Genomic DNA, 22,504 nt, shown 5'->3' with positions numbered 1-22,504 from the left:
GTCATGTCTTCCGAACACACCACCGCGCCTGGTTCTGTGGATCTTTCCCGCGTACATCTGGTTGGTATCGGTGGCGCTGGCATGAGCGGTGTCGCCCACATCCTGCTTGACCGCGGGGCAGTAGTGACCGGGTCCGATGTGAAAGACTCCCGTCCAGTGCGTGCGTTGCGCTCGCAAGGTGCACAGGTCGCAGTTGGACACGACGCCGCGAACCTCGAGCTGACGGGGCAACTTCCGACCGTCGTGGTCACCAGCTTTGCTGCGATTCCGAAAGATAATCCGGAGTTGGTGCGTGCGAAGGAGGAGGGGATTCCTGTGATTCGCCGCTCAGATCTGCTCGGCGAGTTGATGGACGGTTACACGCAGCTCCTGCTAGCAGGCACGCATGGCAAGACGTCCACGACGTCCATGACCGTGGTGGCGTTGCAGGCTGCGGGGGAGGACCCTTCCTTTGCAATTGGCGGCCAGCTCAACAAGGCCGGCACCAATGCCCACCACGGTGCGGGCGATATTTTCGTGGCGGAGGCGGACGAGTCCGATGCTTCGTTGCTTCGCTACAAACCAAATATCGCCGTTATCACCAACATTGAGCCTGACCACCTGGACTACTTCGGCACGCGCGAGGCATACTTCAAGGTGTTCGACGACTTCGCCGATCGCGTGCAGCCCGGCGGTTTCCTCGTCGTTTGTATGGATGACGAGCACGCTGCAAGCTGTGGTGAGCGCGCATTGCAGCGCGGCATCAACGTCGTCGGCTACGGCACTGAAGCAGCGGCTGCAGCGCACCCAGACATTCCGGCAGGTGCAGTAGTTATAGAAGAGCGTATCGACGGCTCCTACGTCGACGTGCGTGCTCGACTCAACACCGGCGGCGCATCTGCTGAGTACTCCTACCGCCTGTCGATCCCCGGCCGGCACATGGTGCTCAACTCCCTGGCCGCGCTGTTGTCCTCGACGCTGGCGGGTGCGGAACCTGAACGGATTGCAGCGGGGCTGAGCGGGTTCTCCGGTGTCCGGCGCCGCTTCGAGTTTAAGGGCCTCGTAGAGGACGGGCCGTTCGCAGGTACCCGTGTCTACGACGACTACGCGCACCACCCAACCGAGGTCACCGCTGTGTTGACGGCGGCGCGGGAGAAAGTCGAGTCTGAGGGCAAGGGTGCGCGCGTCGTGGTGTGCTTCCAACCGCACCTGTACTCGCGCACACAGAACTTTGCCCAAGAGTTTGCTGACGCCCTCTCACTCGCGGATGTCGTCATGGTGCTGGACATCTTCGGCGCACGCGAAGCGCCCGTTGAAGATGTGACCAGCAGGCTCATTACTGACAAGATGGATAGCTCGGTGCCGGTAGTGCTTGAGCCCAATTTCCTCGCAGTACCGGTGACACTGGCATCAATGGTTCGTCCTGGGGACGTCATCCTAACGATGGGCGCTGGGTCGGTGACAATGCTCGCCGATGAGATCCTCGCGCAACTTCGGCAGACGGAGGTTTAGCGTGACAGAGCAGACAGAGCAGGAAGCCTTCGAGTCGGACCACCTCGACGAGTTTGGTGATGAGGACGCTCAAACGCGCAGCAAGAGCAAGCGCAAGCGTCGCTTCGCTATCGCGGGAGCTGTCATCGCTGGTCTCGCTGTGTGCGGAATTGCGTTGCCGTTTACACCGTTGATGCCGGTGAAGGGTGTGGTTGTTGATGGCAACGACGTGCTCACGCCCGAGGCGGTGCAAGCCCAGTCCGACATTGAGCTGGGCACGCCTATGGGGCTGGTCAAGGTGCGCCGTGCTGCTGAGAACATCGTGCAGGACCCGTGGGTGGACGTTGTCACGGTGCACCGCGACTGGCCAAGCACTGTGAGAGTTGACCTCAAAGAGCGTGTCGCAGTGGCGTACTTGCAGCAGCCGGACGGGGCGCATCTGATCGATACTGAGGGCAAGGATTTTCTGATCGCTGAACCGCCGGTTGGGGCGATGGAGCTCGTGGGGGTCGACGTCGAGAACAAGGAGCAGATGCGGGACGCTGTGGCGATCGCGGCGTCGATAAGCAGTGGTGCGCGTGCGCAAGTTGCCGCTTTGGAGGCGAATGGCCGCTACTCATTCGTGCTGCGGTTACACGACAACCGCCGCGTGGTGTGGGGCGCCTCAGAAGACAATGCGAATAAGTCACTGGCCTTTGAAACCGTTTTGCAACGCGAGGGCGCCGAGTTCAATATTTCTAATCCGGAGCTGATTACCGCGCGGTAGCGGTGTAAAACCCCAGGTCAAAACCCTAAAGTAAAGGTTTAGGGTCGAGACACGCCGAGGGAAACAATAAATTTTTTCGTGTTTTCGCCCATGATGGGATGCGTTACCGCAATTGTTGAAGTTCTAAGAAGTTTTGAAAGGCGAGACACTACCCATGACCTCTCCCGCAAACTACCTCGCCATGATCCGCGTCGTCGGTGTCGGTGGCGGTGGCGTTAACGCTGTCAACCGCATGATCGAAGAGGGCCTGAAAGGTGTGGAGTTCGTTGCGATCAACACGGACTCGCAGGCACTGCTCTTTACGGATGCAGACACCAAGCTCGACATCGGGCGTGAGGCGACTCGCGGACTTGGCGCCGGAGCAAACCCTGAGGTTGGCCGGACCTCCGCTGAGGATCACAAGCAGGAAATCGAAGAGTCGCTGAAGGGCTCGGACATGGTCTTCGTGACCGCTGGCGAGGGCGGCGGTACGGGTACTGGCGCTGCACCAGTTGTCGCGGGTATCGCGAAGAAGATGGGTGCGCTGACCATTGGCGTTGTCACCCGTCCGTTCACGTTCGAGGGCAAGCGGCGCACCCGTCAGGCGCTCGAGGGCATCGCGAACCTGAAGGAAGTGTGCGACACCGTCATTGTCATTCCGAACGACCGACTGTTGCAGCTGGGTGATTCGGACCTGTCCATGATGGATGCATTCCGCGCTGCGGATGAGGTGCTCTACAACGGTGTTCAGGGTATTACGAACCTGATCACCATTCCGGGCATGATTAACGTCGACTTCGCAGACGTGCGCTCGGTGATGGCCGACGCCGGCTCCGCCCTGATGGGCGTCGGCTCCTCCCGCGGTGAAAACCGCGTGATGAATGCGATGGAGCAGGCGATCAACTCGCCACTGCTGGAAACCACGATGGAGGGCGCGAAGGGCGTGCTCATTTCCGTTGCTGGTGGTTCCGATCTCGGCCTGAACGAGACGAGTGCCGCAGCGTCCATCGTCGAAGAGAAGGCAGACGACGACGCGAACATCATCTTCGGCACGATCATAGACGACAACCTCGGTGACGAGGTGCGCGTCACGATTATCGCAACTGGCTTCGACGAGAAGGCCAACGCTCGCCCGGATGCCCAGCAGCCGGTCGATGCTGCAGCCGCATCGGCGGAAGAAGGCGCGGCGCCGTCTCCATCGCGTGGTTCACTGTTTGAGGATCGAGCTCCGGAGACGGAACGCGACGACTCCTACCAGGCGCGTCACCGCTACGAGCCGCACCGCTCGGGCCTCTTCACCGGCGGGGAGTCCGAATCCTCCTATGAGCGTCGTGGACGCGAGGAGCGCGGCGGCGATGATTTTGACGTCGATGTCCCTGATTTCTTGCGTTAGTCTGGGAGCATGACTGACTCTCTTCTCGACGTAGAACAACGCCCCGTCCGCATGGTGTTTACAAGCCGTGCGGGCGGGGCGTCGTTGTCCCCATACGACTCTTTCAATCTTGCGCTGCACGTCGGGGATGACCCGGAGGCCGTACGCGCGAACCGCGCGCGGTTGGCGTCGCTGCTCGGGGTAGATGCGGGGCGCTTCGTGTGGATGGAGCAGCTCCACACGCCGAACGTGACGGTCGTGGACGGGCCGCAGTCTGAGCCTGTCGAGGCTTCTGATGCCATCGTAACCACGACCCCGAACCTCGCCCTGTGCGTGCTGGTCGCTGACTGTACGCCGGTGCTGTTGGCAGACCCCGTCGCTGGAGTGATTGCCGCGGTGCACGCTGGGCGTCTTGGGGCGCGAAACGGCATCGTGAAGAAGACCGTTGAAACAATGCGTGACCTGGGTGCTCAGCCTTCACAGATGCAGGCGCTGCTCGGCCCTGCAGCTGCGGGAGCGTCATACGAAGTGCCCGCTGATATGGCAGCGGATGTTGAGCGCAAGCTGCCAGGCTCCCGGACCACTACGCATGCAGGGACCACTGGGCTTGACATCCGTGCCGGTATCCGGCGCCAGCTCACGGAGCTCGGTGTGCAGCGAATTGACGTAGATCCGCGCGATACCATCGCGGACGAGGACTTCTTTTCGTACCGGAGAGAATCCACAACTGGGCGCCAAGCAGGCGTTATTTGGCTAACTGGAGTGAAATAAATGAGCACAACTGATATTGCAAGCAACCTTGCCAAGGTGCAGGAGCGTATCCGCTCCGCGGAGCGTGCCGCGGGTCGCGAGCCGGGAAGCGTGGAACTGCTACCAGTGACGAAGTTTCACCCGTGCTCGTCGATTGAGGTACTTGCCGCGGAAGGTATTCGCCTGGTGGGGGAGAACCGCGAGCAGGAAGCGAGCGCCAAGGTCGCGACTCTGCGCGAGCACGGGGTCGACTGTGGTATCGCGATGATCGGGCAGATCCAGTCGAAGAAGGCGAACGCAGTGGCGCGATGGGCGAGTGAGGTTCACTCGGTGGATTCCTTGAAGTTGGCGAAGGGACTCGAGCGTGGCATGGCGCTCGCCCTTGAGCGGGGTGATCGGACGTCCGAAATCCTGCCGTGCCTTGTTCAGGTTTCTGCAGACGGCGACGAAAGCCGTGGCGGTGTCGCGGTGGAGAAGATCGCCGAGTTGGTTGAAGCGCTCGAGGGGGCTGAGCACCTCCAGTTCGACGGGTTTATGGTTGTGCCACCGCTAGATGCAAACGCCAGCGAGGTATTCGACCAGGTCCGCGAGCTGCGAGACACCTACGCGGCCAAGCTTGGGCGGCCCCTGCGTTTCTCGGCGGGGATGTCCGCGGACTTTGAAGAAGCCATCGCGCATGGCTCGGATGTCGTGCGTGTCGGAACGGCGGTGATGGGGCCGAGGCCCGTAGTCTAAAAACCTAATCCGGAATTACATAGAGGTAATTTCTGCCCCGTCAGCACAGGCAACAAACGAGGAGCACCCAGATGTCTATTATCGGCAGCGCGAAAGAATTTTTCGGTCTTGGCCCGTTCAACGAAGATGACCCCTACTTCGATGAAGTGCAATACGACGAGCGCGAGAACACTCGCGAGGAATCGACGAGACCTTCGCGCACATCTGAGTACGGCAGCGAGGACCGCTACCGCTCCTCAGCTACCCGTGACTACGCGGATCGCGCACCGAAGTCCTACACTCCCCAGGTCGTGTCCACTGCTCCGCGCAATTACAACGATGCGAAGGATATCGGCGAGCCGTTCCGTGATGGCGATGCCGTGATTATGGAGCTGACGGATCTCGACCCCCACGATGCAAAGCGCATCGTCGACTTTGCCGCTGGTCTGTGCTTCGCACTTCGTGGCAACATGTACAACCTGAGCAGGGGCGTTGAGACCCGCCGACGAGTCTTCGCGATCGTTCCGGAAAACGCCCGTTTGACCGAAGTTGAGCTGCAGCACACAGCGCGTCTTCGCTAATCGACGTCCAGCTCTGCGAAACATCAAGAAGAACAGGTAGTGTGTGACCCGTGTCTTTATTAGGAGCAATTCTTTACGCTGCGCTTGGGTTGTACTCCCTGATTGTGGTCGTCCGCATCATTGTCGAGATGGTGCAATCCTTCTCGAAGCAGTTTGATCCACCAAGTTGGTTTATGGTCGTTGCGGAAGGCATGTTCGTGGTCACGGACCCGCCTGTGAAGTTCTTCCGCAAACTCATTCCGCCCATGCGTATGAGTGGCGGCGTTGGGATAGACGTCAGTGTGATCGTACTGTTCGTGGCGATTATGCTGCTCCAGATGCTGGTACGGGTCACCATGTTGTAATAGTGAGCTTGGATTGAGGCACCTACATTGGTAGGTGCCTTTTTGCTTAATTTTCCCGTAATTTATGCCCGGATCGACATCAATTATTGGGCATCGGGGGCAGAAAAGGGGTATAACTGGCGGTGATGCCTGGTGCGTGTGAACCTATGCGTTACTATGGATCGATAAAAGAATGACGAACTATTAGATTTTAGGGTTCGCTTCCCGTAGCGTGGGAGGCAATCTGTGTTCGCGACATTGCGGACACAATATCGACATCGAAGGGAACGCCAATGCCGCTGACACCAGCAGACGTGCACAATGTCGCTTTCAGCAAACCACCAATTGGTAAGCGGGGCTACAACGAGGACGAGGTTGACCAGTTCCTGGACCTCGTGGAAGACACGCTTGCGCAACTGCAAGATGAGAACGATGACCTTCGGGCCCGTGTCGAAGAGCTCGGTGCTGGTGGGTCTGCTGCCCCGGTTGCTCCTGCGGCCGCGTCCAGCGATGTCGACGAAGCTGAGATTGAAAAGCGAGTTGAGAAGAAGGTTCGTGCTGAGTACGAGCAGAAGCTCCGTGCTGCGCAGGAGGCAAAGGTAGCGGCTGAGAAGGATGCTCAGGCTGCGAAGCAGGAAGCGGCAAAGGCTCGCCAGGACGCGGAGCAGGCTGCAAAGCAGGCTAAGCAGGCGCCAAAGGCTGCCGCCGCACCGCAGCAGGCTGCGGCTGTCGACCAGAATGCAGCATCCGCCGATACGCACATGCAGGCGGCGAAGGTGCTTGGGCTCGCGCAGGAGATGGCAGACCGCCTCACCAACGACGCGCAGGCAGAGGCCCGCTCGATGCTCGACGAGGCCCGTGGTTCCGCAGAGCGTCAGCTGGCAGATGCCGAGGCACGCTCGAAGAAGCAGCTGTCTGAGGCAGAGACGCATTCCCGCGAGCAGATCCAGGCGGCTGAGCGTAAGGCTGCTGAGACGAAGCAGTCGGCTGAGGCTCGTGCACAGCAGCTCGTTGCAGACGCCGAGAAGAAGGCTGAGGAAACCACCAACGAAGCTAACTCGCGCGCTGAGGCGCAGATTCGCCAGGCTGAGGAGCAGGCAACGAAGCTGCGCACCGAGGCTGAGCGTAAGCACACCGAGATCATGAACACGGTGAAGCAGCAGCAGACCGCCCTCGAGAACCGCATCGCTGAGCTGCGCACCTTCGAGCGCGAGTACCGCACTCGCCTGCGCACACTGCTCGAGTCCCAGCTGGAGGAGCTTGAGACCCGTGGCACGTCCGCTCCGAGCGGCGACGCTGGCAATAAGTAGTTTCTTTCAAACATCAGCCACCATTCACTGCGGTGAGTGGTGGTTGTTGCCATTTCTGGGGGACAAAGGGCTAGAATGAGACAAGCTACGTGCTTCACCACCTGGTGGTGCGGTAGCGCGTGATGATCCGACCATCATCGGGGAGCGTTTCCGGAAGAACAGCTGTTGCGCTACAGCGCGCTATTGCTTAGTAGAACCGGACGTAATTAGGAAGCGTTATTTCTTTCACCGCAAATGAAGCGGAAGTTCGTCTCACGGCGGACTTCAAGCAGGGTGGTACCGCGTGGCGTTGTTCGCTGCGTCCCTGTGACAAGGTAAGCATTGTGCGTGAAGGAGAGACGGAGATGAGCAAGGTCGGAAGTGTCTACCCAAAGGTAGATCTGACCGGGGGAAGTGCCGCGTTTCCAAAAATGGAGGAGCAGGTACTGAAGTACTGGAACGAGGATGATACGTTCCAGGCATCGCTGAAGCAGCGCGAAGACTGCGAAGAATATGTGTTTAACGACGGCCCTCCGTTCGCCAACGGTTTGCCACACTACGGCCACTTGCTGACGGGCTACGTCAAGGACATCGTGCCACGCTACCGCACGATGGCTGGTTACTACGTTCCGCGCGTGTTTGGTTGGGACTGCCACGGCCTTCCCGCGGAGCTCGAGGCTGAGAAGCAGCTCGGCATCAAGGATAAGGCTGAGATCGAAAACATGGGTCTGGCACAGTTCAACGAGTACTGTGCCAAGTCCGTGATGCACTACGCCGATGAGTGGAAAGAGTATGTGACTCGCCAGGCTCGTTGGGTGGACTTCGATAACGGCTACAAGACGATGGAACTGCCGTACATGGAGTCCGTCATGTGGGCGTTTAAGACCCTGTATGACAAGGGGCTGATTTACCAGGGCTTCCGCGTGCTGCCGTACTCGTGGGCGGAGCATACGCCGCTGTCGAACCAAGAGACGCGTCTGGATGATTCTTACCGCAACCGCCAGGATCCGACCGTAACTGTAACGATGCCGTTTACGGGTGGGCGTGAAGGATTTGCTGCTGCGGAGACCTGGAAGCAGCACCCTGAGCTGCACGACGCAGCTGCGATCGCCTGGACCACTACGCCATGGACGCTGCCGTCGAACTTGGCGCTTGCGGTCCATCCGGACGTTGAGTATTCGCTGGTCCGTGTTGGTGCGGACGGTGAAGAGGTGGTCGTCGGCAAGAAACTGCTGCTGGCGACGGAGCTCATCGGCGCGTACGCGAAGGAGCTCGGCGAGGAGCGCGAGGTTGTCGCCACCTTCAAGGGCTCCGAGCTCGAGGGCTTGGAGTACGAGCCGGTCTTCGACTACTTCCGTGACCAGGAAAAGGCGTTCATGGTGTTGAACGCGGACTACGTGACCACCGAGGACGGCACGGGCGTTGTTCACCAGGCGCCTGCGTTCGGTGAAGACGATATGTACACCTGCCAGGAGTACGGGATCGACCTAGTCATCCCGGTTGATGCTGATGGTAAGTTCACCTCGCTGGTGCCGGAGTACGCAGGCAAGCTGGTTTTTGACGCGAACCGTGACATCATCCGTGACCTTCGTGCGAAGCACCGCGTGGTCCGTGACCAGACGATTGAACACTCCTACCCGCACTCCTGGCGTTCGGGCGAGCCGCTGATCTACATGGCGCTTCCGGCGTGGTTTGTGAAGGTCACTGAGTTCCGCGACCGCATGGTGGAGCTGAACCAGGAGATCGACTGGATCCCATCGCACATTCGCGACGGCCAGTTCGGTAAGTGGTTGGAAGGCGCGCGTGACTGGAACATTTCGCGTACCCGCTACTGGGGCTCACCGGTGCCGGCGTGGGTGTCGGATAACCCGGAGTACCCGCGTGTGGACGTCTATGGGTCGCTCGAAGAGCTGGAGAAGGACTTCGGCGTTCGCCCGAAGTCGCTGCACCGCCCAGACATTGATGAGCTGGTCCGCCCGAACCCGGACGATCCGACCGGGAAGTCGATGATGCGTCGCGTGCCGGACGTGTTGGACTGCTGGTTTGATTCTGGTTCGATGCCGTTTGCGCAGTACCACTACCCGTTTGAGAATGTTGAGGAGCACGACGCTCGTCAGCCTGCGGACTTCATCGTGGAGTACTCGGGCCAGTCGCGTGGTTGGTTCTACGTGCAGCATGTCTTGGCGACGGCACTCTTCGACCGCCCGGCGTATAAGAAGGTCGTTGCGCACGGCATCGTGCTGGGCAATGACGGTCTGAAGATGTCGAAGTCGAAGGGGAACTACCCGAACGTCAACGAGGTCTTCGACCGTGATGGTTCCGACGCGATGCGTTGGTTCCTCATGTCTTCGCCAATTCTTCGTGGCGGCAACCTCATCGTGACGGAGCAGGGCATCCGCGAGGGCGTGCGCCACGCGTTGCTGCCGATCTGGAACGCGTACACCTTCCTGCAGTTGTACTCCTCCGAGGAGGCGAAGTTCAGCGTCGATTCGCAGGATGTGCTGGACCGCTACATCTTGGCGAAGACGCATGACCTCGTGGCTGCGGTGAAGGAGGCGCTCGACGACACTCGCATCGCGGACGCCTGTGACGAGGTCCGTCGCTTCGCTGACTCGCTGACGAACTGGTACGTGCGCCGGTCACGCGACCGTTTCTGGGCGGGTCAGGAGGAGCATCCTGAGGCGTTTGACACGCTGTACACGGTCCTGGAGATCCTGACCCGTGTGACGGCGCCACTGCTGCCGTACATCAGTGAGGTCATCTGGCGTGGCCTGACCGGGGGTCGCTCGGTGCACTTGGCGGACTTCCCGTCCGCGGATGCAATCCCGGCGGACCCTGCACTAGTCAGCGCGATGGATGCAACGCGCGCGGTGTGCTCCGCTGCTTCGTCGGTGCGTAAGTCGAAGAAGCTGCGCAACCGCTTGCCACTGCCGAAGCTCACGGTGGCGCTGGCGGGCTCGGACCAGCTGCAGGACTTCGCGTCTGTGATCAAGGATGAGGTCAACGTGAAGGAAGTCGTGCTGACTGACGACGTCGACTCCGTTGGTTCCTTCGAGGTTGTGGTGAACGCGAAGGTCGCGGGTCCAACGCTGGGCCGTGACGTACAGCGCGCTATCAAGAACGTCAAGGCTGGCAACTACGTCCGTGAAGGCGAAAACGTTGTTGTCGACGGCGACATCGTGCTCACCCCGGAGCTCTACACCGAGCGCCTGGTGGCTGAGGACCCGACGAGTACCGCTCGGGTTGACGCTACCGATGCCGTCGTTGGCCTGGTCGTGCTTGATACGGAGCTGACCGAGGAGCTCGAGGCCGAGGGCTGGGCAGCAGACGTGATTCGTGGTCTGCAGGATGCTCGTAAGCAGGAAGGATACGAAGTCTCTGACCGCATCTCGGTACAGCTGTGCGTACCTTCCGACAAGGTCGAGTGGGCGCAGCGCCACGCTGAGCACATCGCGCATGAGACGCTCGCGACGTCCTTCGAGATCGTCGAGACGCTCAACGGCGAGGCGCACTCGATTCACGAAGGTGTGAGCGCAGCGATTGCTAAGCAGTAATTTGCGATGAAACGTTGGGTCCTGCACATCGACATGGATGCGTTCTACGCATCCTGTGAGCAGCTCACACGCCCAACGTTACGTGGACGCCCCGTCCTCGTTGCTGGTGTCAACGGGCGGGGCGTTGTCGCGGGCGCAAGCTATGAAGCCCGCAAGTATGGGGCGCGTTCCGCAATGCCGACCCACCAAGCTGCGAAGCTGGTGGGTCCGCGAGCGGTGCTCGTTGCCCCGCGGCGCCCGGTGTACAAGGTGGCGTCGCAACGCGTGTTTGAAATCATTGAGCGCAGGGTCAGCGTCGTGGAGCAGCTCTCTATCGACGAGGCGTTCATGGAGCCCGAGGAGCTCGCGGGAGCGAATCCGGAGACCGTGCTTGAGTGGGCCAACGAGCTACGTGGACGCATTAAGGATGAGACAGGCTTACCAAGCTCGATTGGTGCGGGCAGTGGTAAGCAATACGCGAAGACCGGCTCGGGCCTGGCAAAACCCGACGGGGTGTACATTTTGCCTCACGAACAGCAGGAAGCGCTGCTGCACCCTCTGAACGTCAACGAGTTGTGGGGCGTTGGGCCTGTCACTGAGGCGAAGCTTGCGCAGGCAGGGATTGAAACGATCGGGGACTTCGCGGCGCTGAGCGAGAAGGAAGTCGATATCGCGCTCGGAGGGGTCGTCGCGAAGCAGTTGTGGCAGCTGGCGCGGGGGCACGATGATCGTCCGGTGGCGCCGAGGGCCGTGGCGAAGCAGATTTCTTCCGAGCACACTTTTCCCCAGGACCTGACCACTGCGGCCGAGGTTGACGCCGCGGTCGAGCGCGCCGCCGAGGAGTCGCACAGGCGCTTGCTGAAAGATGGGCGCGGTGCGAGGACTGTGACGGTGAAGCTAAGGATGGCGGACTTCCGCATTGAGTCGCGTTCTGCGACGCTGCCTTACGCCACTGACGATGCGGAGACACTGCGCGCGACGGCGTTTCGCATCGTGCGCTACCCGGACGAGGTCGGCCCGATCCGGCTCGTAGGTGTGTCCTACTCAGGACTCGAAGATGCGCTGCAGGACGTGCTGTTTCCGGAGCTAGACCAGGAAATCATCCGGCCTGTACCCGCTGACAGTGATTACGAATCCGGGGTCAGCGACCACGTGGCCAGCAGCGATGTTGCAGTCGAGCTATACGACGGGCCTACCAACGGCGTGTGGCGCGCCACCCAGGACATTTACCACGAGGACTTCGGCCACGGCTGGGTCCAAGGCGCGGGCAAAGGCTGGGTGAGCGTGCGTTTTGAAACGAGGGCCACGGGACCTGGGAAGATGCACACATTGCGTATCGACGACCCCAAGCTCCAGCCAGCGGACCCGGTGGATTCCCTCGCGTGGCAGGACTGGCTCGACTCAGAACACTGACGCCGGATCCACGCCGTTGGCCAGCGCTGTCGCGAGCGCGATGCGCGCCTGACCAGCGCGTAGGAACCCCGCGGCGATCGCCCCTTGGGAGCCGAGGGTAGCGCCACCACCGGTGCCGCCGTAGGCGAAGGTGACCTCGCCGTAGGGTACGGAACTGGTGATTACGACGGGGATACCCGAATCGAGTGCGCGGGTGATTGCCTCACCCATGCCGGGGCCAACATTGCCGGATCCGAGCGCCTCGATCACGATGCCATCCGGGTTCATACTGGTCACGGCATCCACGATCTCGCCGTCCGCGCCGGGCCATGCGCGCAGGATGGGAATGTGAATGGCTGCCAACGGCGTGCAGGCAAGTGCTGCGGGGCGGGGAAGTGGGCGTTCGCTGCTCAAGGTGAAGGCTTCGAGGGCGTGTGTGTCGCGCTTCAACAGCCCGCGGGCGGGCAGGGTGGCGCCGCCGAAGTGGAGGAGTACGCCGTTGTTGCGTCGAAGCGGATCTGCGGCAGCGGCAATTGCGCCCGCGAGGTTCCCGGGGCCATCGGGGTGTTCGTGGTCGGCGGCGTGCTGGGCACCGGTAAGCACAATAGGGCGGGGGTCGTCGTGCACGATGTCGAGTGCGAATGCGGTCTCCGCCATGGAGTCGGTGCCGTGGCTAATTACGATGCCACTGATCTGCGGGTCTTGCAGTGCTTGTGCAGTGAGGGAGCGAAGCTTGTCGATGTCAGCGAAGGTGATCGCGGACGAGTCGAGACGCAGCGCGTCATACACGCGGACGGGCTCGGTGGTGCCACTGGAGTGGACGAGGTCTTCAGCGCTAAGGCTTGGAACGAGTGCGCCTTCAGAGTTTGCGGTGCATGCGATGGTGCCACCGGTGGCGATGAGCAGTACGAAAGATTCCATAACTCACAGCGTGCCAGAGTGGCGTATTGGTGCCAAGGTAAAAACGCCGGTAACGTTGGCAAGGTTAGAGCGGTGTCGGATCGCTAACTGTGACCGTGAGCCGCTGAAGACAATGCTTCAAGGAGAAATCGTGAAAGCAGCACCGATCGTAGCTGTCGCCGCCGCGCTGGGCCTCGGGCTCGGCGTGAGCGCATGCTCTGGAGACAACAGCCAGGATGATCCCGCGACCACGGCAACGCAGGCCACCAGCGAGTCTGTCGCGCCCGCCGCGCAGCAGCCAACCGCTGAGGAACTCAACGCAGTGCTCATGCGCGCAACTGATGCAAGCCTGCCGATTGAGGAGCGCGTGAACACGGTCCAGGGTGGAGAGAACGTCCCTGAACTGTTCGACGTGATGGCGCAGTCCCAGGAGGAGTCCGGCGCGAACTTCCAGGTCGTACCGCCTGTGCTCCCTGGCTACACCCCGGATACCGTTCTGGCAACGGTCAGCTTCACCCGTCCCGACTCCCAGCCGCAGCTCGCGGAGGACGTGGAATTCGTCTTCGAAGACGGCGTGTGGAAGCTTTCTCAGGTCTGGGCATGCACCCTGATCAACAACACCCTGCCGCCTGAGCAGGTGCCAGAGATGTGCAAGAGCTCCGCTCCGCAGCCGGCAGCCCCGGCTGAAGAGCAGCCAGGTGAGCAGCCTGCGGAAGGCTACCAGCAGGCGCCGAACCTCTAAGCAGACACTACTGCTTATCCGCGCGCCAGAGCTCCTCAGTCCACAACGTGGCGAGAGTCAGAGTTCTGGCGCGTGCGTCTTTCTTGGCCTGGCGCTCGTGCCACTGGCGGCGTACCCAACGGTCATGGCTGGTGATGATGACGGTGCCCTCGAATGCGAGCAAGGCGTGCTCCAGCTCTTCGGCCAGTGCAAGCGAGAGGTGGTTTGTCGGCTCGTCGAGCAGCAGCAGGTCAGGCGGGCACGCCAGGATGATACCGAGTGAGACGCGGCGACGCTGGCCGAGCGAGAGGTCGTCGAGCTTCTTCGCCGCCTGCTCCTCGGTCATCAGGCCCATTTCTACGAGGTCTGGCACACCCTCTGGGGTGAGCTCCGCGAACACTTCGGCCGCGGTTTTGTCGAGGTCAGTCCACGAGTCGTCCTGCTCGAGGCGTGCGACGGTCATCTCTTCCGGCATGATGATCTCGCCCTCGTAGTCGCGCAGCTGGCCGTCGATAATTTTCAGCAGCGTGGACTTGCCGGAGCCGTTGGGCCCCTCGACGAGGAGCTGCTGGCCGGGCTGCACTTTGATACTCAGTGGGGCGAGGCGGTCAGGCACGGAGAGGTTCTGGGTGACCAGCGCCGGGAGCCCAAGCGAGGTCGCGGTATGCGGCGGGAGGCCACGGAAGCGCAGCCGCGCCGGTGGCTCCGGAATCTCCGTTCGCTCCAGCGCTTCGAGGCGTTGCGACGCCGAGCGCCTGCGGTTGCCCACCGTCTTCGCCGCGCGGTCCGCCTGGTACTTTGCCGCCATTCGGATGTCAGAAGAAGCTTCTTGGGAGTGGAAGATGTCCTCGCCGGTTTGCTCAGCGGCCTTCTCAAGCCTGGCGCGCTCGTGCTCTTGCGCTGCGTAGTCGCTTTCCCAGCGGCGGCGTCGGTCCTCGCGGGCCTTGAGGTAGTCGCTGAACGCGCCACGGTAGCGGGTGCCCTGGCGGGTCTCCTCGCCGAAGCCGCCCTCGGCTCCAAGGCCGGGGTCGAGGTCGACGATGCCGTCGCAGGCGGTGTCGAGGAAGTAGCGGTCGTGCGACGCGGCGAGTACAGGCCCTTTGAATGCCTCGAGCTCGCCGATGAGGAAGTCGACGGCTTCGTCGTCGAGGTGGTTGGTCGGCTCGTCGAGGACCATGGCGTCCACCGGGTGTAGCAGCAGCGTGGCCAGTGCAAACCGTCGGCGTTGCCCGCCAGACATCTCGCCCAGTGGGGTGGCCAGGTCGACGTTCGCAAGGCCGAGGCCAGCCAACACGGTAGCGATGCGGGCATCTAACTCCCACACGCCGGAGTTTTCCGCGCGGGACAACGCCCGGTCGTATGCGTCGGCCGCCTCCTGGTCGTCTGGGTTGTCGACCATGCGCTGCGCAAAGGTTGAGATGTCTTCCTCGACAGCGCGAAGCTCTTTTACGGCTTCGTCGATAAGTGATTGGGCGGGCTCGCTGAACGGCAGCGAGGTTTCCTGCGGGATGAAGCCCGTGATCGGGGGCGTGATAAGCACCCCTGCGTCGGGTTTCAGCTCTCCGGAGATGATGCCGAGCAGCGTCGATTTGCCGGCGCCGTTCTCTCCGATGAGCCCGGTGACAGACCCGGATGGCACCGCGAAAGAAATGTCGGTGAGGACGCGGTGTCCGCCTGGGTACGAAAACGAAATGCCGTCAAGGCCAATATGCAGTGGGGCAGTCATGGGATGTTCCTCGTCATCAAATGTGGGCCGTCTCTTATACGTTATAGTCCACAACGCTCGTGGTGTCTTGGGCCACACGGGTATCGGCTTCGTCACTGCCGTAGACAAGCCGCGTAGCGGTAAGCACAGAACCGCCCACCGGAAGTGGCGAATGCAGGTCCACCGTCAGCGAGCCGTCCGAGTGCGAAGTGTTGCTCACCACGTGCAGCGTCGTGCCGTCTAGGGCGCCAGCGACCTCGTTATCAATCGTGATGGATCGCTTCAGCGGGCGTTCCTGGACATCTACTTTCAGCTCGAGTGTTGCGTCCTGTGCGGATTCCAGCGTGTACGTGGTGGTCCGTAGCATGTCCGAGGCACCAAGTCCTCGCTGCTCAACTTTCCAGGAGCCGCCTACGCCGACTGGCTCATCCGGGAAGACAACTTGCCACGACATCAATTCGAGCAAGTTCTGCTCGGCGATGGCCCGGCCTTCCTCATCGGAATCCGCCGTAGGCATCAGTTGTACCGCCGATACTGTGCCGTTAGGGTCGCTGTGCCAGCGCATCTGGAAGCCCTCGTTTGACGTCAAGCTGTTCTGCATCGCTAAATCCGAGTGCTCTAACCCTTCTGCGACAAGGTCTACCTGGCGCACAGCACCCTCGTTGTTGCTTTCTGAAGTGTGCGTCGAAACGGTCAGCGTGACTGTGTCGCGCTCGTGCTCGCGCGCGATGACCGGCTCCGAGCCCTCCTCGCCGGGGTACTGCGCAATCGCGTGCGACAGCGCGACCCGCTGCGGCGCCGTAGTTTCGCTGTCTGCTGATGCGCCGTCCTCGTACTTCCACACCTGCGGGTTTTGTCCTTGTGAAAGTACCTGCACGACTGGTGACTCAACGGCGAACTCGGGAATGTCAGCGAATGGATCCGGCTCCTCGGCGCTGCATGCAGTGAGCGCAAAAACCGCGGCGGTGATGGTCAGAGGGCTGAACAATGAACGTTTGGGATGAGCGGAGTACAACACAACTTCACAAGCTACAGCATTTGCATACTACAGTTATCTGCGATGGGTAATTCAAAGGAATCACGTGTGCGCGGCGGGGCGTCAGCGAAGCGTCGCTCGCTCGGTGTCATCGTCGGCGTCATGCTCGCTATTGCTGCTGTGGATCAAGTAGTCAAGCAAATCGTGGTGACATCCTTGACACCCGGTGAGCCCGTGCCAGTGATCGGTGATTGGGCTCGACTGTATTTATTGTTTAACCCTGGCGCGGCCTTTTCGATGGGGCAGAACTCGACGTGGCTGTTCACGACGATCCAGCTTGTGTTCGTCATCGGTGCGTTGATCTATGCCCCACGCCTTGCTGGCAGGTGGGAGACACTTGGGGTGGCGTTGATCGCGGGAGGGGCGCTTGGCAATCTCATCGATAGGCTCGCGCGCGAGCCGGGCTTTTGGTTCGGCCATGTCGTTGACTACATCTCCATCGGTTCGTTTGCAGTGTTCAACCTTGCCGACGCCGCCATCACCATCGGGGTGGCCGTCGTCGTCATCTCGATGTTTGCAAAGGAGGCGCGGTCGTGAGTACGGGGTTTCGCGCGCTTCCGGTGCCTGAGGGGCTGTCGGGGATGCGCGTTGACGCGGCAATTGCAAAGCTCTTTGGGGTCTCGCGCAGTGTTGCGGCAGAGATGATCGCCGACGGCAGCGTACTTATCGACGCCTCCCCAGTACAGAAATCCGATCGTGTTACTGCGGGCGCCCTGCTGGAGGCCACGCTGCCACCGCCGAAGCGCGCGCCGGAGCCTGTGGCCGAGCACGTCGACGGACTCGACGTGATCTACCACGACGCGGACGTCATCGCTGTGGACAAGCCGGTAGGCGTTGCCGCCCACCCAACACTGGGTTGGGAGGGGCCAACCGTGGTCGGTGGGTTGCAGGCGATGGGTTTTACACTGCCAGATGCTGGCCCCCCGGAGCGCAAGGGGATTGTGCAGCGATTGGACGTCGGCACGTCCGGAGTGATGGTTGTCGCAAATAGTGTGCGTGGCTATTCGGTGCTGAAGCGTGCGTTCAAGGAGCGAACGGTGCACAAGACGTACCACGCGGTGGTGCAGGGGCTGCCTGACCCGATTGTCGGCACGATTGACGCGCCGATCGGGCGCCATCCGTCGGCGGGGTGGAAGTTTGCTGTCACGGCGGATGGGCGCCAGAGTATTACGCACTACGAGGTGCTCGAGGCGTTTCGCCAGGCAAGCCTGCTTGAGGTCCATCTGGAAACAGGGCGCACACACCAGATTCGTGTCCACATGTCTTCGGTAGGGCACCCGTGCGTCGGCGACCCAATGTACGGGTGTGACCCGAACCTTGCCGCCAAACTTGCGCTCAACCGACAGTGGCTGCACGCCACCAGCTTGACGTTCGACCGCCCAAGTACCGGAAAGCCAATGACGGTGAAATCTTCCTACCCAGACGACCTGCAGCACGCCTTGGACATGTTGCGATCGGCGAACCGTGGCTAACCAGGCAAAGAGGTGGCGCGGCGCAATCGCGGCGTTGCTTGCCGGTGCTGTGCTTTACGGATGCTGCTACCTTGTTGGCGTCAATAATCCACCAGAGCAACCTGTGCTGCAAGGGGACGCTCTGGGGGCAGAACAAGGCGAGACTGCGCCGGAGTACGCGGCGCGCGCGGAGCAGAGCCTCGAAGAGGCATTGCAGGAAGGTGAACAGGCTCATTTCGCGCTTGTATCGTTTAGCCATCCTTTAAGTCCAGAAGAAGCAGACGCAGTACTACGCCCGATTGGGCGTGTGAATGCCGTGATCACCAAGTTAGGCGCGAATCCAGTCGGAGAGCCTGCGCCCGGAGCGTCGCGCGCCGAGATATTCCGAGGAGTCTCTGCACACATTGAAGGCGCAGTCGTCTACGACGCTGTTGCGCATTTGGCTGATGTGAACGATGTGAACGATGTGTTTGCTGTGGAAGTTTTACCAGCTGACGCGGTATGGGGCGCGTTCGCAATCCGGCCCGTAAGTTTCGTAGACGCACAGTGAAGGCGTGTATAGTTTTCCGGGATTGCACCTATACGCGCATCCAAAAGGTGCGCGGAAAACAACACGAGGAGAGACATTGGTTTCCGACCCTGGAGTCAACGCCCGAAGCCCGCAGCGTCAGCGATTTTCGAAGACACGAATTGCGGGGGTAGCGTTGGCTACCACCGCGGCGTTATTCGCTGCCTCGTGTGGCGCTATTGGCGGTGGTGATGATGGCGGGCACGATGGTTTGCTCGCCGGAGATTACACGATCGCTGCAGAGGAAAACCTCACCAATAGCATCGTGGTCAATGGCAACATTGCGCCGATTCGCTCAGTGAGCATCACGACCGCGCTGCAGTCCGAGGTCGAACGGCTCGCAGTGCAGCCAGGCGACCGCGTCGCTAAAGATCAGTTCTTGGTGCAGATGAACACCGACGCGCTGCAGCGCCAACTTGCCAAGCAAGAAAAGCAGCAGGCGAGTGCCCAGGCAGAAGCGATGCAGGGCGTCGAGCAGGCCAAGAGTCAGCTCAACGCGTACGACCAGGCGATGGCAAACGGCTCCAACCCGGCCGTGGCTCAGGCGCAGGCCCAGGTGGATCAGGCGCAGGCAGCGCTTGATGCTGCGCTTGCCGCGCAGGGTGGCGCACGGATGATCGCTTCGCCGAAGATCGCAGCCCACGTTCAAAAGATGGCCGGCGATTTGTCCTCCCGTCTGCCAGGCGGTTCCGGCCACGGCATCCGCACGGCACCTCCTGCAGCCCCGGCCGCGCCGGGTCAAGTTCCGGGTGGCGGCCAGGGTGCTGTCCCGATGCTGAGCGTGGAGCAGGCTCGAGCTGCACTTCAGGAGTCGCAAGCCGCGCTGGAGGCCGCCAAGGCGCAGGCCGGGCAGGAGCGGCAGCAGCTCCAGGCACAGGTTGATTCCGCGTGGCGCGCAGCAGAGAATGCTTCTGCCGCTGACGACGACGGTACGCTGCAGCTCCAAGTGCAGGAAGCAACGATTAACGCTCCAATGGCTGGCGTAGTCACAAACGTTGACGTGCAGGTAGGCGATATCCCGCAGGGTCGCGTCCTTGGCATCGCAGATGACTCCCGACTGTTGATCCGCGCTAACGTGCGCGAGGCGGACGTCCCGGCGATCAAGCAGGACAACCGCGTTGAGTTCACCTCGACTGCGACGGGTAAGAAGAAGTTCACTGGGCGCGTCACGCGAGTTTCCCCGGTCGGTTCCACAGGCGCGAGTGCTGGTAGTGGGGCAGAGGCTGCAGCCGCAATGTCCGCAGGTGGCAGCGGCGGAGGCTCCTCGGTGATGTTCCCCGTTGAGATCGAAGTCACCGGTGACAAGGAAGGCCTGCTGCTCGGTGGCAGTGTGCGTGCTGAAATTATCACTGAAGAGGCGAAGAACTCCATCAACATTCCTCGCGACGCCGTCTACGACGAGAACAAGATTTTGGTGCTCGCAACGGAGAATCCCGGCGACACCAGCGGCGTCGTAGAAGAGCGCACTGTCAAGACCGGTGCGAAGAATGACGTTGACGTCGCTGTCACGGGGGGCGAGCTCAAGCCAGGCGACATCGTGATCAACTGGCCTGAGAACTTCAAGGACAAGGTTGGCTCCACGGTGAAGGTCAACGATGAAAATTTTGATCCTGAGCAGGTAAAGGACGCAAAGGACAAGAAGCCGACAGGCAGTGCCGCTGCAACCACTCCGGCGACGTCTTCTGCAGCGCCGAAGTCTTCCGCGCCAGCGGAAAAGGAGGGGTAGGCGATGGCACGGAATCCCTTCCGAAAGCACTCCCGACAACGCGTACAGGACGATGCCACCGACGCAGAGTTCGACGAGTTGTTTGAGGCCGCCGAGCCTTCGACGGAGGAGCTCGAAGTACCAACGCCGACAGAGCCAGTTGCGCAACCTCAACCAGCACTGCACACACCTGCAGGGCAAGAGGCGATGTCGAAGAGTGGTCTGCTCATTGACATGCGCAGGATCGTCAAGACGTACAACGTCGGCGAGCCCAGCGAGCTGACCGTGCTGCATGGCATCGACTTCCATGCAGAGCAGGGCGAATTTGTCTCTATCGTCGGCCCGTCGGGTTGCGGCAAGTCGACGCTGATGAACTTGGTTGGCATGCTCGACCGGCCGACAGACGGCGCGTACGCGTTCAACGGCGAGCCGGTGTACGCCAAGTCGGACAACGAGCTGGCCGCGTACCGTAGCCAGAACATCGGCTTTATCTTCCAGAACTTCAATCTGATTGGTCGAATCGACGCGTTGCAAAATGTGGCGATGCCAATGATGTATGCGGGCGTCGATAAGAAAGAGCGCGAGGAGCGCGCCGCTGAACTTTTGAACATGATGGGCATGGGCGACCGCTTGCACCATAACCCGAACGAACTGTCGGGTGGGCAGAAGCAGCGCGTGGCAATTGCTCGCAGCCTTGCCAATGACCCTGACCTGTTACTCGCCGACGAGCCCACAGGCGCGCTTGACTCCAAGACGGGCCGCATGGTGATGGACCTCTTCCACGAGCTGCACGACGACCTTGGCAAAGCCATCGTCTTCATCACGCACAACCCTGAGTTGGCAGAAGAAACCGGCCGCATTGTAGAGATGATGGACGGGCGCATCGCGCAGGTTCGCGCCCCACTGGGGGCGAGGCCATGAACGTAGGAGAGTCAATCAAGCTTGCCTCCTCGTCGCTTCGGAAGAACAAGCTTCGCTCGTTGCTGACGCTGCTGGGCATCATTATCGGCATTATGGCAGTGGTCATTATTATGACGCTGGGTCGTGGTCTGGAGCGCCAGGTGATGTCGGGGCTTGAAGGCGTCGGCACTACGACGCACCCGGTGATGGTGCATGAGCGTCCCGATGACGCGGATGCATCCGAGGATCCCTTCGCGGCGTTTTCTTACGCGCCACCATCCGATGAGCGCAACGCAGTCACTCCCGAGCAGCTCGATGAGCTGCGTCAGGCATTTGGGGACCGTATCCAGGGCGTGGACATCGATGTTTCCACGAGTGGGGAAGTGGTCTCCGATGACACAACTGTGTCCACGAACGTCAAGCCGGTTCTTGCAGACTCGATGAAGGTGCGAAACATCGAAGTGCAGTTCGGCCGCGAGATTTCCCAGGATGACATCGATGGGCACCGACCGCTCGCAGTGGTGAGCCCCTCGCTTATCGACGCCCTCTTCGACGGCAACGCTCAAGCCAGTTTGGGCAAGCGCATCGATGTGGTCGTAGACGACCAGCCGGCAGTGTTCACTATCGTGGGCGTGCTCGATGGCGAGGAAGATTCCCGAGGCGGCGGAATGTTTGGTGCCGCAGAACAGTTTGCGGACATCTATATCCCGCTCACCGCTGCAGATCGCGTTGGGCTTGACAGCGACTGGTTCACGTCATTTTCGGTGCAATCGGTGCCGGATGAAGACGCGAAGACCTTCCAGGCCGACCTGCAACACTACATGGACCGTTGGTACGCCAATAACGAGGATTACACCATTGAGGTGGTGGATCTTTCCTCGAGCTTGGAAGAGCTGACGAGCGTATTCCGCATCATGTCGACGGTGCTTTCCGCGATCGGCGGTATCTCTTTGCTGGTCGGTGGTATCGGTGTGATGAACATCATGCTGATCACCGTCACTGAGCGCACGCGGGAGATCGGTGTGCGCAAGGCGCTGGGCGCCAAGCAAAGCGATATCCGTACACAGTTCATCGTCGAGGCGATGCTGGTGTGCCTGATTGGCGGCATCATTGGTGTAATTCTGGGCGGGGCGATTGGCATGATCGCGACGGCCGCGTTCGATGCCTTTACTTGGCCGCCGCTCGGCGCAATTGTGTTGGCGCTCGGGTTTTCGCTGGCAACCGGTATTTTCTTCGGTGCCTATCCGGCCGCGAAGGCTGCAAAGATGCAGCCTATTGATGCTTTGCGTTACGAATAAGTTCGCTGGTTGCTGGCTCTTTTGGCCGTGTCCGAAGTCTGGATAAGATGA

At 61.0% G+C, this 22,504-nt stretch carries 20 protein-coding genes; 17 read left to right on the top strand and 3 right to left on the bottom strand.

The window, feature by feature from the left end; translation table 11 throughout:
* Positions 1 to 3 precede the first annotated feature (3 nt).
* The 10 genes from murC (at position 4) to KBP54_RS07385 (ending at position 12,190) form a co-directional block, all read left to right on the top strand.
* Positions 4 to 1,491, top strand: coding sequence for a UDP-N-acetylmuramate--L-alanine ligase (gene murC / locus KBP54_RS07430; protein ID WP_070478786.1), 1,488 nt, complete (start codon positions 4 to 6; stop codon positions 1,489 to 1,491).
* A gap of 1 nt (position 1,492) precedes the next feature.
* Positions 1,493 to 2,236, top strand: coding sequence for a cell division protein FtsQ/DivIB (locus KBP54_RS07425; RefSeq protein WP_168156177.1), 744 nt, complete (start codon positions 1,493 to 1,495; stop codon positions 2,234 to 2,236).
* Between the two features lie 154 nt (positions 2,237 to 2,390).
* Positions 2,391 to 3,608, top strand: coding sequence for a cell division protein FtsZ (ftsZ, locus tag KBP54_RS07420; protein WP_070362217.1), 1,218 nt, complete (start codon positions 2,391 to 2,393; stop codon positions 3,606 to 3,608).
* Positions 3,609 to 3,617: 9 nt separating this feature from the next.
* Positions 3,618 to 4,358: a peptidoglycan editing factor PgeF gene (pgeF, locus tag KBP54_RS07415; protein WP_256005182.1), complete on the top strand. Its 741-nt coding sequence runs from the start codon at positions 3,618 to 3,620 to the stop codon at positions 4,356 to 4,358.
* Positions 4,359 to 5,072 (top strand): YggS family pyridoxal phosphate-dependent enzyme, encoded by a 714-nt coding sequence (locus KBP54_RS07410; RefSeq protein WP_070362219.1) that lies wholly within the window; start codon positions 4,359 to 4,361, stop codon positions 5,070 to 5,072.
* Between the two features lie 71 nt (positions 5,073 to 5,143).
* The gene (locus KBP54_RS07405) at positions 5,144 to 5,632 is read left to right on the top strand and encodes a cell division protein SepF (RefSeq protein ID WP_070362220.1); all 489 of its coding nucleotides are present in this window, start codon (positions 5,144 to 5,146) and stop codon (positions 5,630 to 5,632) included.
* Positions 5,633 to 5,682: 50 nt separating this feature from the next.
* The gene (locus tag KBP54_RS07400; RefSeq protein WP_252930752.1) at positions 5,683 to 5,976 is read left to right on the top strand and encodes a YggT family protein; all 294 of its coding nucleotides are present in this window, start codon (positions 5,683 to 5,685) and stop codon (positions 5,974 to 5,976) included.
* A gap of 272 nt (positions 5,977 to 6,248) precedes the next feature.
* A complete protein-coding gene (locus KBP54_RS07395) occupies positions 6,249 to 7,265 on the top strand; it encodes a DivIVA domain-containing protein (RefSeq protein WP_070478792.1) in 1,017 nt (338 codons plus the stop codon).
* A 344-nt stretch (positions 7,266 to 7,609) separates the two neighbouring features.
* Positions 7,610 to 10,798 carry an isoleucine--tRNA ligase gene (gene ileS / locus KBP54_RS07390; RefSeq protein WP_256006633.1) on the top strand — a complete coding sequence of 1,063 codons (3,189 nt, stop codon included), beginning with the start codon at positions 7,610 to 7,612 and terminating at the stop codon, positions 10,796 to 10,798.
* Positions 10,799 to 10,804: 6 nt separating this feature from the next.
* Positions 10,805 to 12,190, top strand: coding sequence for a DNA polymerase IV (locus tag KBP54_RS07385; RefSeq protein WP_256005180.1), 1,386 nt, complete (start codon positions 10,805 to 10,807; stop codon positions 12,188 to 12,190).
* Here KBP54_RS07385 and KBP54_RS07380 read toward each other — a convergent pair.
* A complete protein-coding gene (locus tag KBP54_RS07380; RefSeq protein ID WP_256005179.1) occupies positions 12,179 to 13,090 on the bottom strand; it encodes an asparaginase in 912 nt (303 codons plus the stop codon). The two genes, KBP54_RS07385 and KBP54_RS07380, sit on opposite strands and share 12 nt — an antisense overlap.
* 130 nt (positions 13,091 to 13,220) lie before the next feature.
* On the opposite strand from KBP54_RS07380, the gene KBP54_RS07375 reads away from it, so the two are divergent.
* A complete protein-coding gene (locus KBP54_RS07375; RefSeq protein WP_070363472.1) occupies positions 13,221 to 13,811 on the top strand; it encodes a WKL family lipoprotein in 591 nt (196 codons plus the stop codon).
* Between the two features lie 7 nt (positions 13,812 to 13,818).
* Here KBP54_RS07375 and KBP54_RS07370 read toward each other — a convergent pair whose 3' ends face one another.
* Both KBP54_RS07370 and KBP54_RS07365 read right to left on the bottom strand, forming a co-directional pair.
* Positions 13,819 to 15,516 carry an ABC-F family ATP-binding cassette domain-containing protein gene (locus tag KBP54_RS07370; RefSeq protein WP_070976578.1) on the bottom strand — a complete coding sequence of 566 codons (1,698 nt, stop codon included), beginning with the start codon at positions 15,514 to 15,516 and terminating at the stop codon, positions 13,819 to 13,821.
* 34 nt (positions 15,517 to 15,550) lie between these two features.
* Positions 15,551 to 16,483, bottom strand: coding sequence for a DUF6263 family protein (locus KBP54_RS07365; protein ID WP_256005177.1), 933 nt, complete (start codon positions 16,481 to 16,483; stop codon positions 15,551 to 15,553).
* A gap of 72 nt (positions 16,484 to 16,555) precedes the next feature.
* Between KBP54_RS07365 and lspA the strand changes: the two genes are divergently transcribed.
* The 6 genes from lspA to KBP54_RS07335 all read left to right on the top strand — a co-directional run bounded on the left by lspA (position 16,556) and on the right by KBP54_RS07335 (position 22,453).
* Positions 16,556 to 17,068 carry a signal peptidase II gene (gene lspA / locus KBP54_RS07360; RefSeq protein WP_256005175.1) on the top strand — a complete coding sequence of 171 codons (513 nt, stop codon included), beginning with the start codon at positions 16,556 to 16,558 and terminating at the stop codon, positions 17,066 to 17,068.
* A gap of 44 nt (positions 17,069 to 17,112) precedes the next feature.
* Positions 17,113 to 18,003, top strand: coding sequence for an RluA family pseudouridine synthase (locus tag KBP54_RS07355; protein ID WP_256006632.1), 891 nt, complete (start codon positions 17,113 to 17,115; stop codon positions 18,001 to 18,003).
* Positions 17,996 to 18,532, top strand: a complete 537-nt coding sequence (locus tag KBP54_RS07350; RefSeq protein ID WP_256005174.1) for a hypothetical protein — start codon at positions 17,996 to 17,998, stop codon at positions 18,530 to 18,532. Before KBP54_RS07355 ends, KBP54_RS07350 begins: the two co-directional genes overlap by 8 nt.
* A 76-nt stretch (positions 18,533 to 18,608) precedes the next feature.
* Positions 18,609 to 20,276 (top strand): efflux RND transporter periplasmic adaptor subunit, encoded by a 1,668-nt coding sequence (locus KBP54_RS07345; protein ID WP_256005172.1) that lies wholly within the window; start codon positions 18,609 to 18,611, stop codon positions 20,274 to 20,276.
* A gap of 186 nt (positions 20,277 to 20,462) precedes the next feature.
* A complete protein-coding gene (locus tag KBP54_RS07340) occupies positions 20,463 to 21,176 on the top strand; it encodes an ABC transporter ATP-binding protein (RefSeq protein ID WP_070478973.1) in 714 nt (237 codons plus the stop codon).
* Positions 21,173 to 22,453, top strand: a complete 1,281-nt coding sequence (locus KBP54_RS07335) for an ABC transporter permease (RefSeq protein WP_256005171.1) — start codon at positions 21,173 to 21,175, stop codon at positions 22,451 to 22,453. Before KBP54_RS07340 ends, KBP54_RS07335 begins: the two co-directional genes overlap by 4 nt.
* The last annotated feature ends 51 nt before the right edge of the window (positions 22,454 to 22,504 follow it).

The organism is Corynebacterium pseudogenitalium (genome assembly GCF_024453815.1).
Lineage (GTDB): Bacteria > Actinomycetota > Actinomycetes > Mycobacteriales > Mycobacteriaceae > Corynebacterium > Corynebacterium pseudogenitalium.
The sequence above is the reverse complement of the archived record's forward strand: the minus strand, read 5'-3'. Positions and strand labels throughout refer to the sequence as shown.

Excerpts from the sequence above, each read along its gene's own strand:
- KBP54_RS07340 (WP_070478973.1), top strand. The coding sequence starts at position 20,463 with ATGTCGAAGAGTGGTCTGCTCATTGACATGCGCAGGATCGTCAAGACG.
- ileS (WP_256006633.1), top strand. The coding sequence starts at position 7,610 with ATGAGCAAGGTCGGAAGTGTCTACCCAAAGGTAGATCTGACCGGGGGA.
- KBP54_RS07335 (WP_256005171.1), top strand. The coding sequence starts at position 21,173 with ATGAACGTAGGAGAGTCAATCAAGCTTGCCTCCTCGTCGCTTCGGAAG.
- KBP54_RS07370 (WP_070976578.1), bottom strand. The coding sequence starts at position 15,516 with ATGACTGCCCCACTGCATATTGGCCTTGACGGCATTTCGTTTTCGTAC.
- KBP54_RS07395 (WP_070478792.1), top strand. The coding sequence starts at position 6,249 with ATGCCGCTGACACCAGCAGACGTGCACAATGTCGCTTTCAGCAAACCA.
- KBP54_RS07385 (WP_256005180.1), top strand. The coding sequence starts at position 10,805 with ATGAAACGTTGGGTCCTGCACATCGACATGGATGCGTTCTACGCATCC.
- KBP54_RS07410 (WP_070362219.1), top strand. The coding sequence starts at position 4,359 with ATGAGCACAACTGATATTGCAAGCAACCTTGCCAAGGTGCAGGAGCGT.
- KBP54_RS07405 (WP_070362220.1), top strand. The coding sequence starts at position 5,144 with ATGTCTATTATCGGCAGCGCGAAAGAATTTTTCGGTCTTGGCCCGTTC.
- ftsZ (WP_070362217.1), top strand. The coding sequence starts at position 2,391 with ATGACCTCTCCCGCAAACTACCTCGCCATGATCCGCGTCGTCGGTGTC.
- murC (WP_070478786.1), top strand. The coding sequence starts at position 4 with ATGTCTTCCGAACACACCACCGCGCCTGGTTCTGTGGATCTTTCCCGC.
- pgeF (WP_256005182.1), top strand. The coding sequence starts at position 3,618 with ATGACTGACTCTCTTCTCGACGTAGAACAACGCCCCGTCCGCATGGTG.
- KBP54_RS07355 (WP_256006632.1), top strand. The coding sequence starts at position 17,113 with ATGCGCGTTGACGCGGCAATTGCAAAGCTCTTTGGGGTCTCGCGCAGT.
- lspA (WP_256005175.1), top strand. The coding sequence starts at position 16,556 with ATGGGTAATTCAAAGGAATCACGTGTGCGCGGCGGGGCGTCAGCGAAG.
- KBP54_RS07380 (WP_256005179.1), bottom strand. The coding sequence starts at position 13,090 with ATGGAATCTTTCGTACTGCTCATCGCCACCGGTGGCACCATCGCATGC.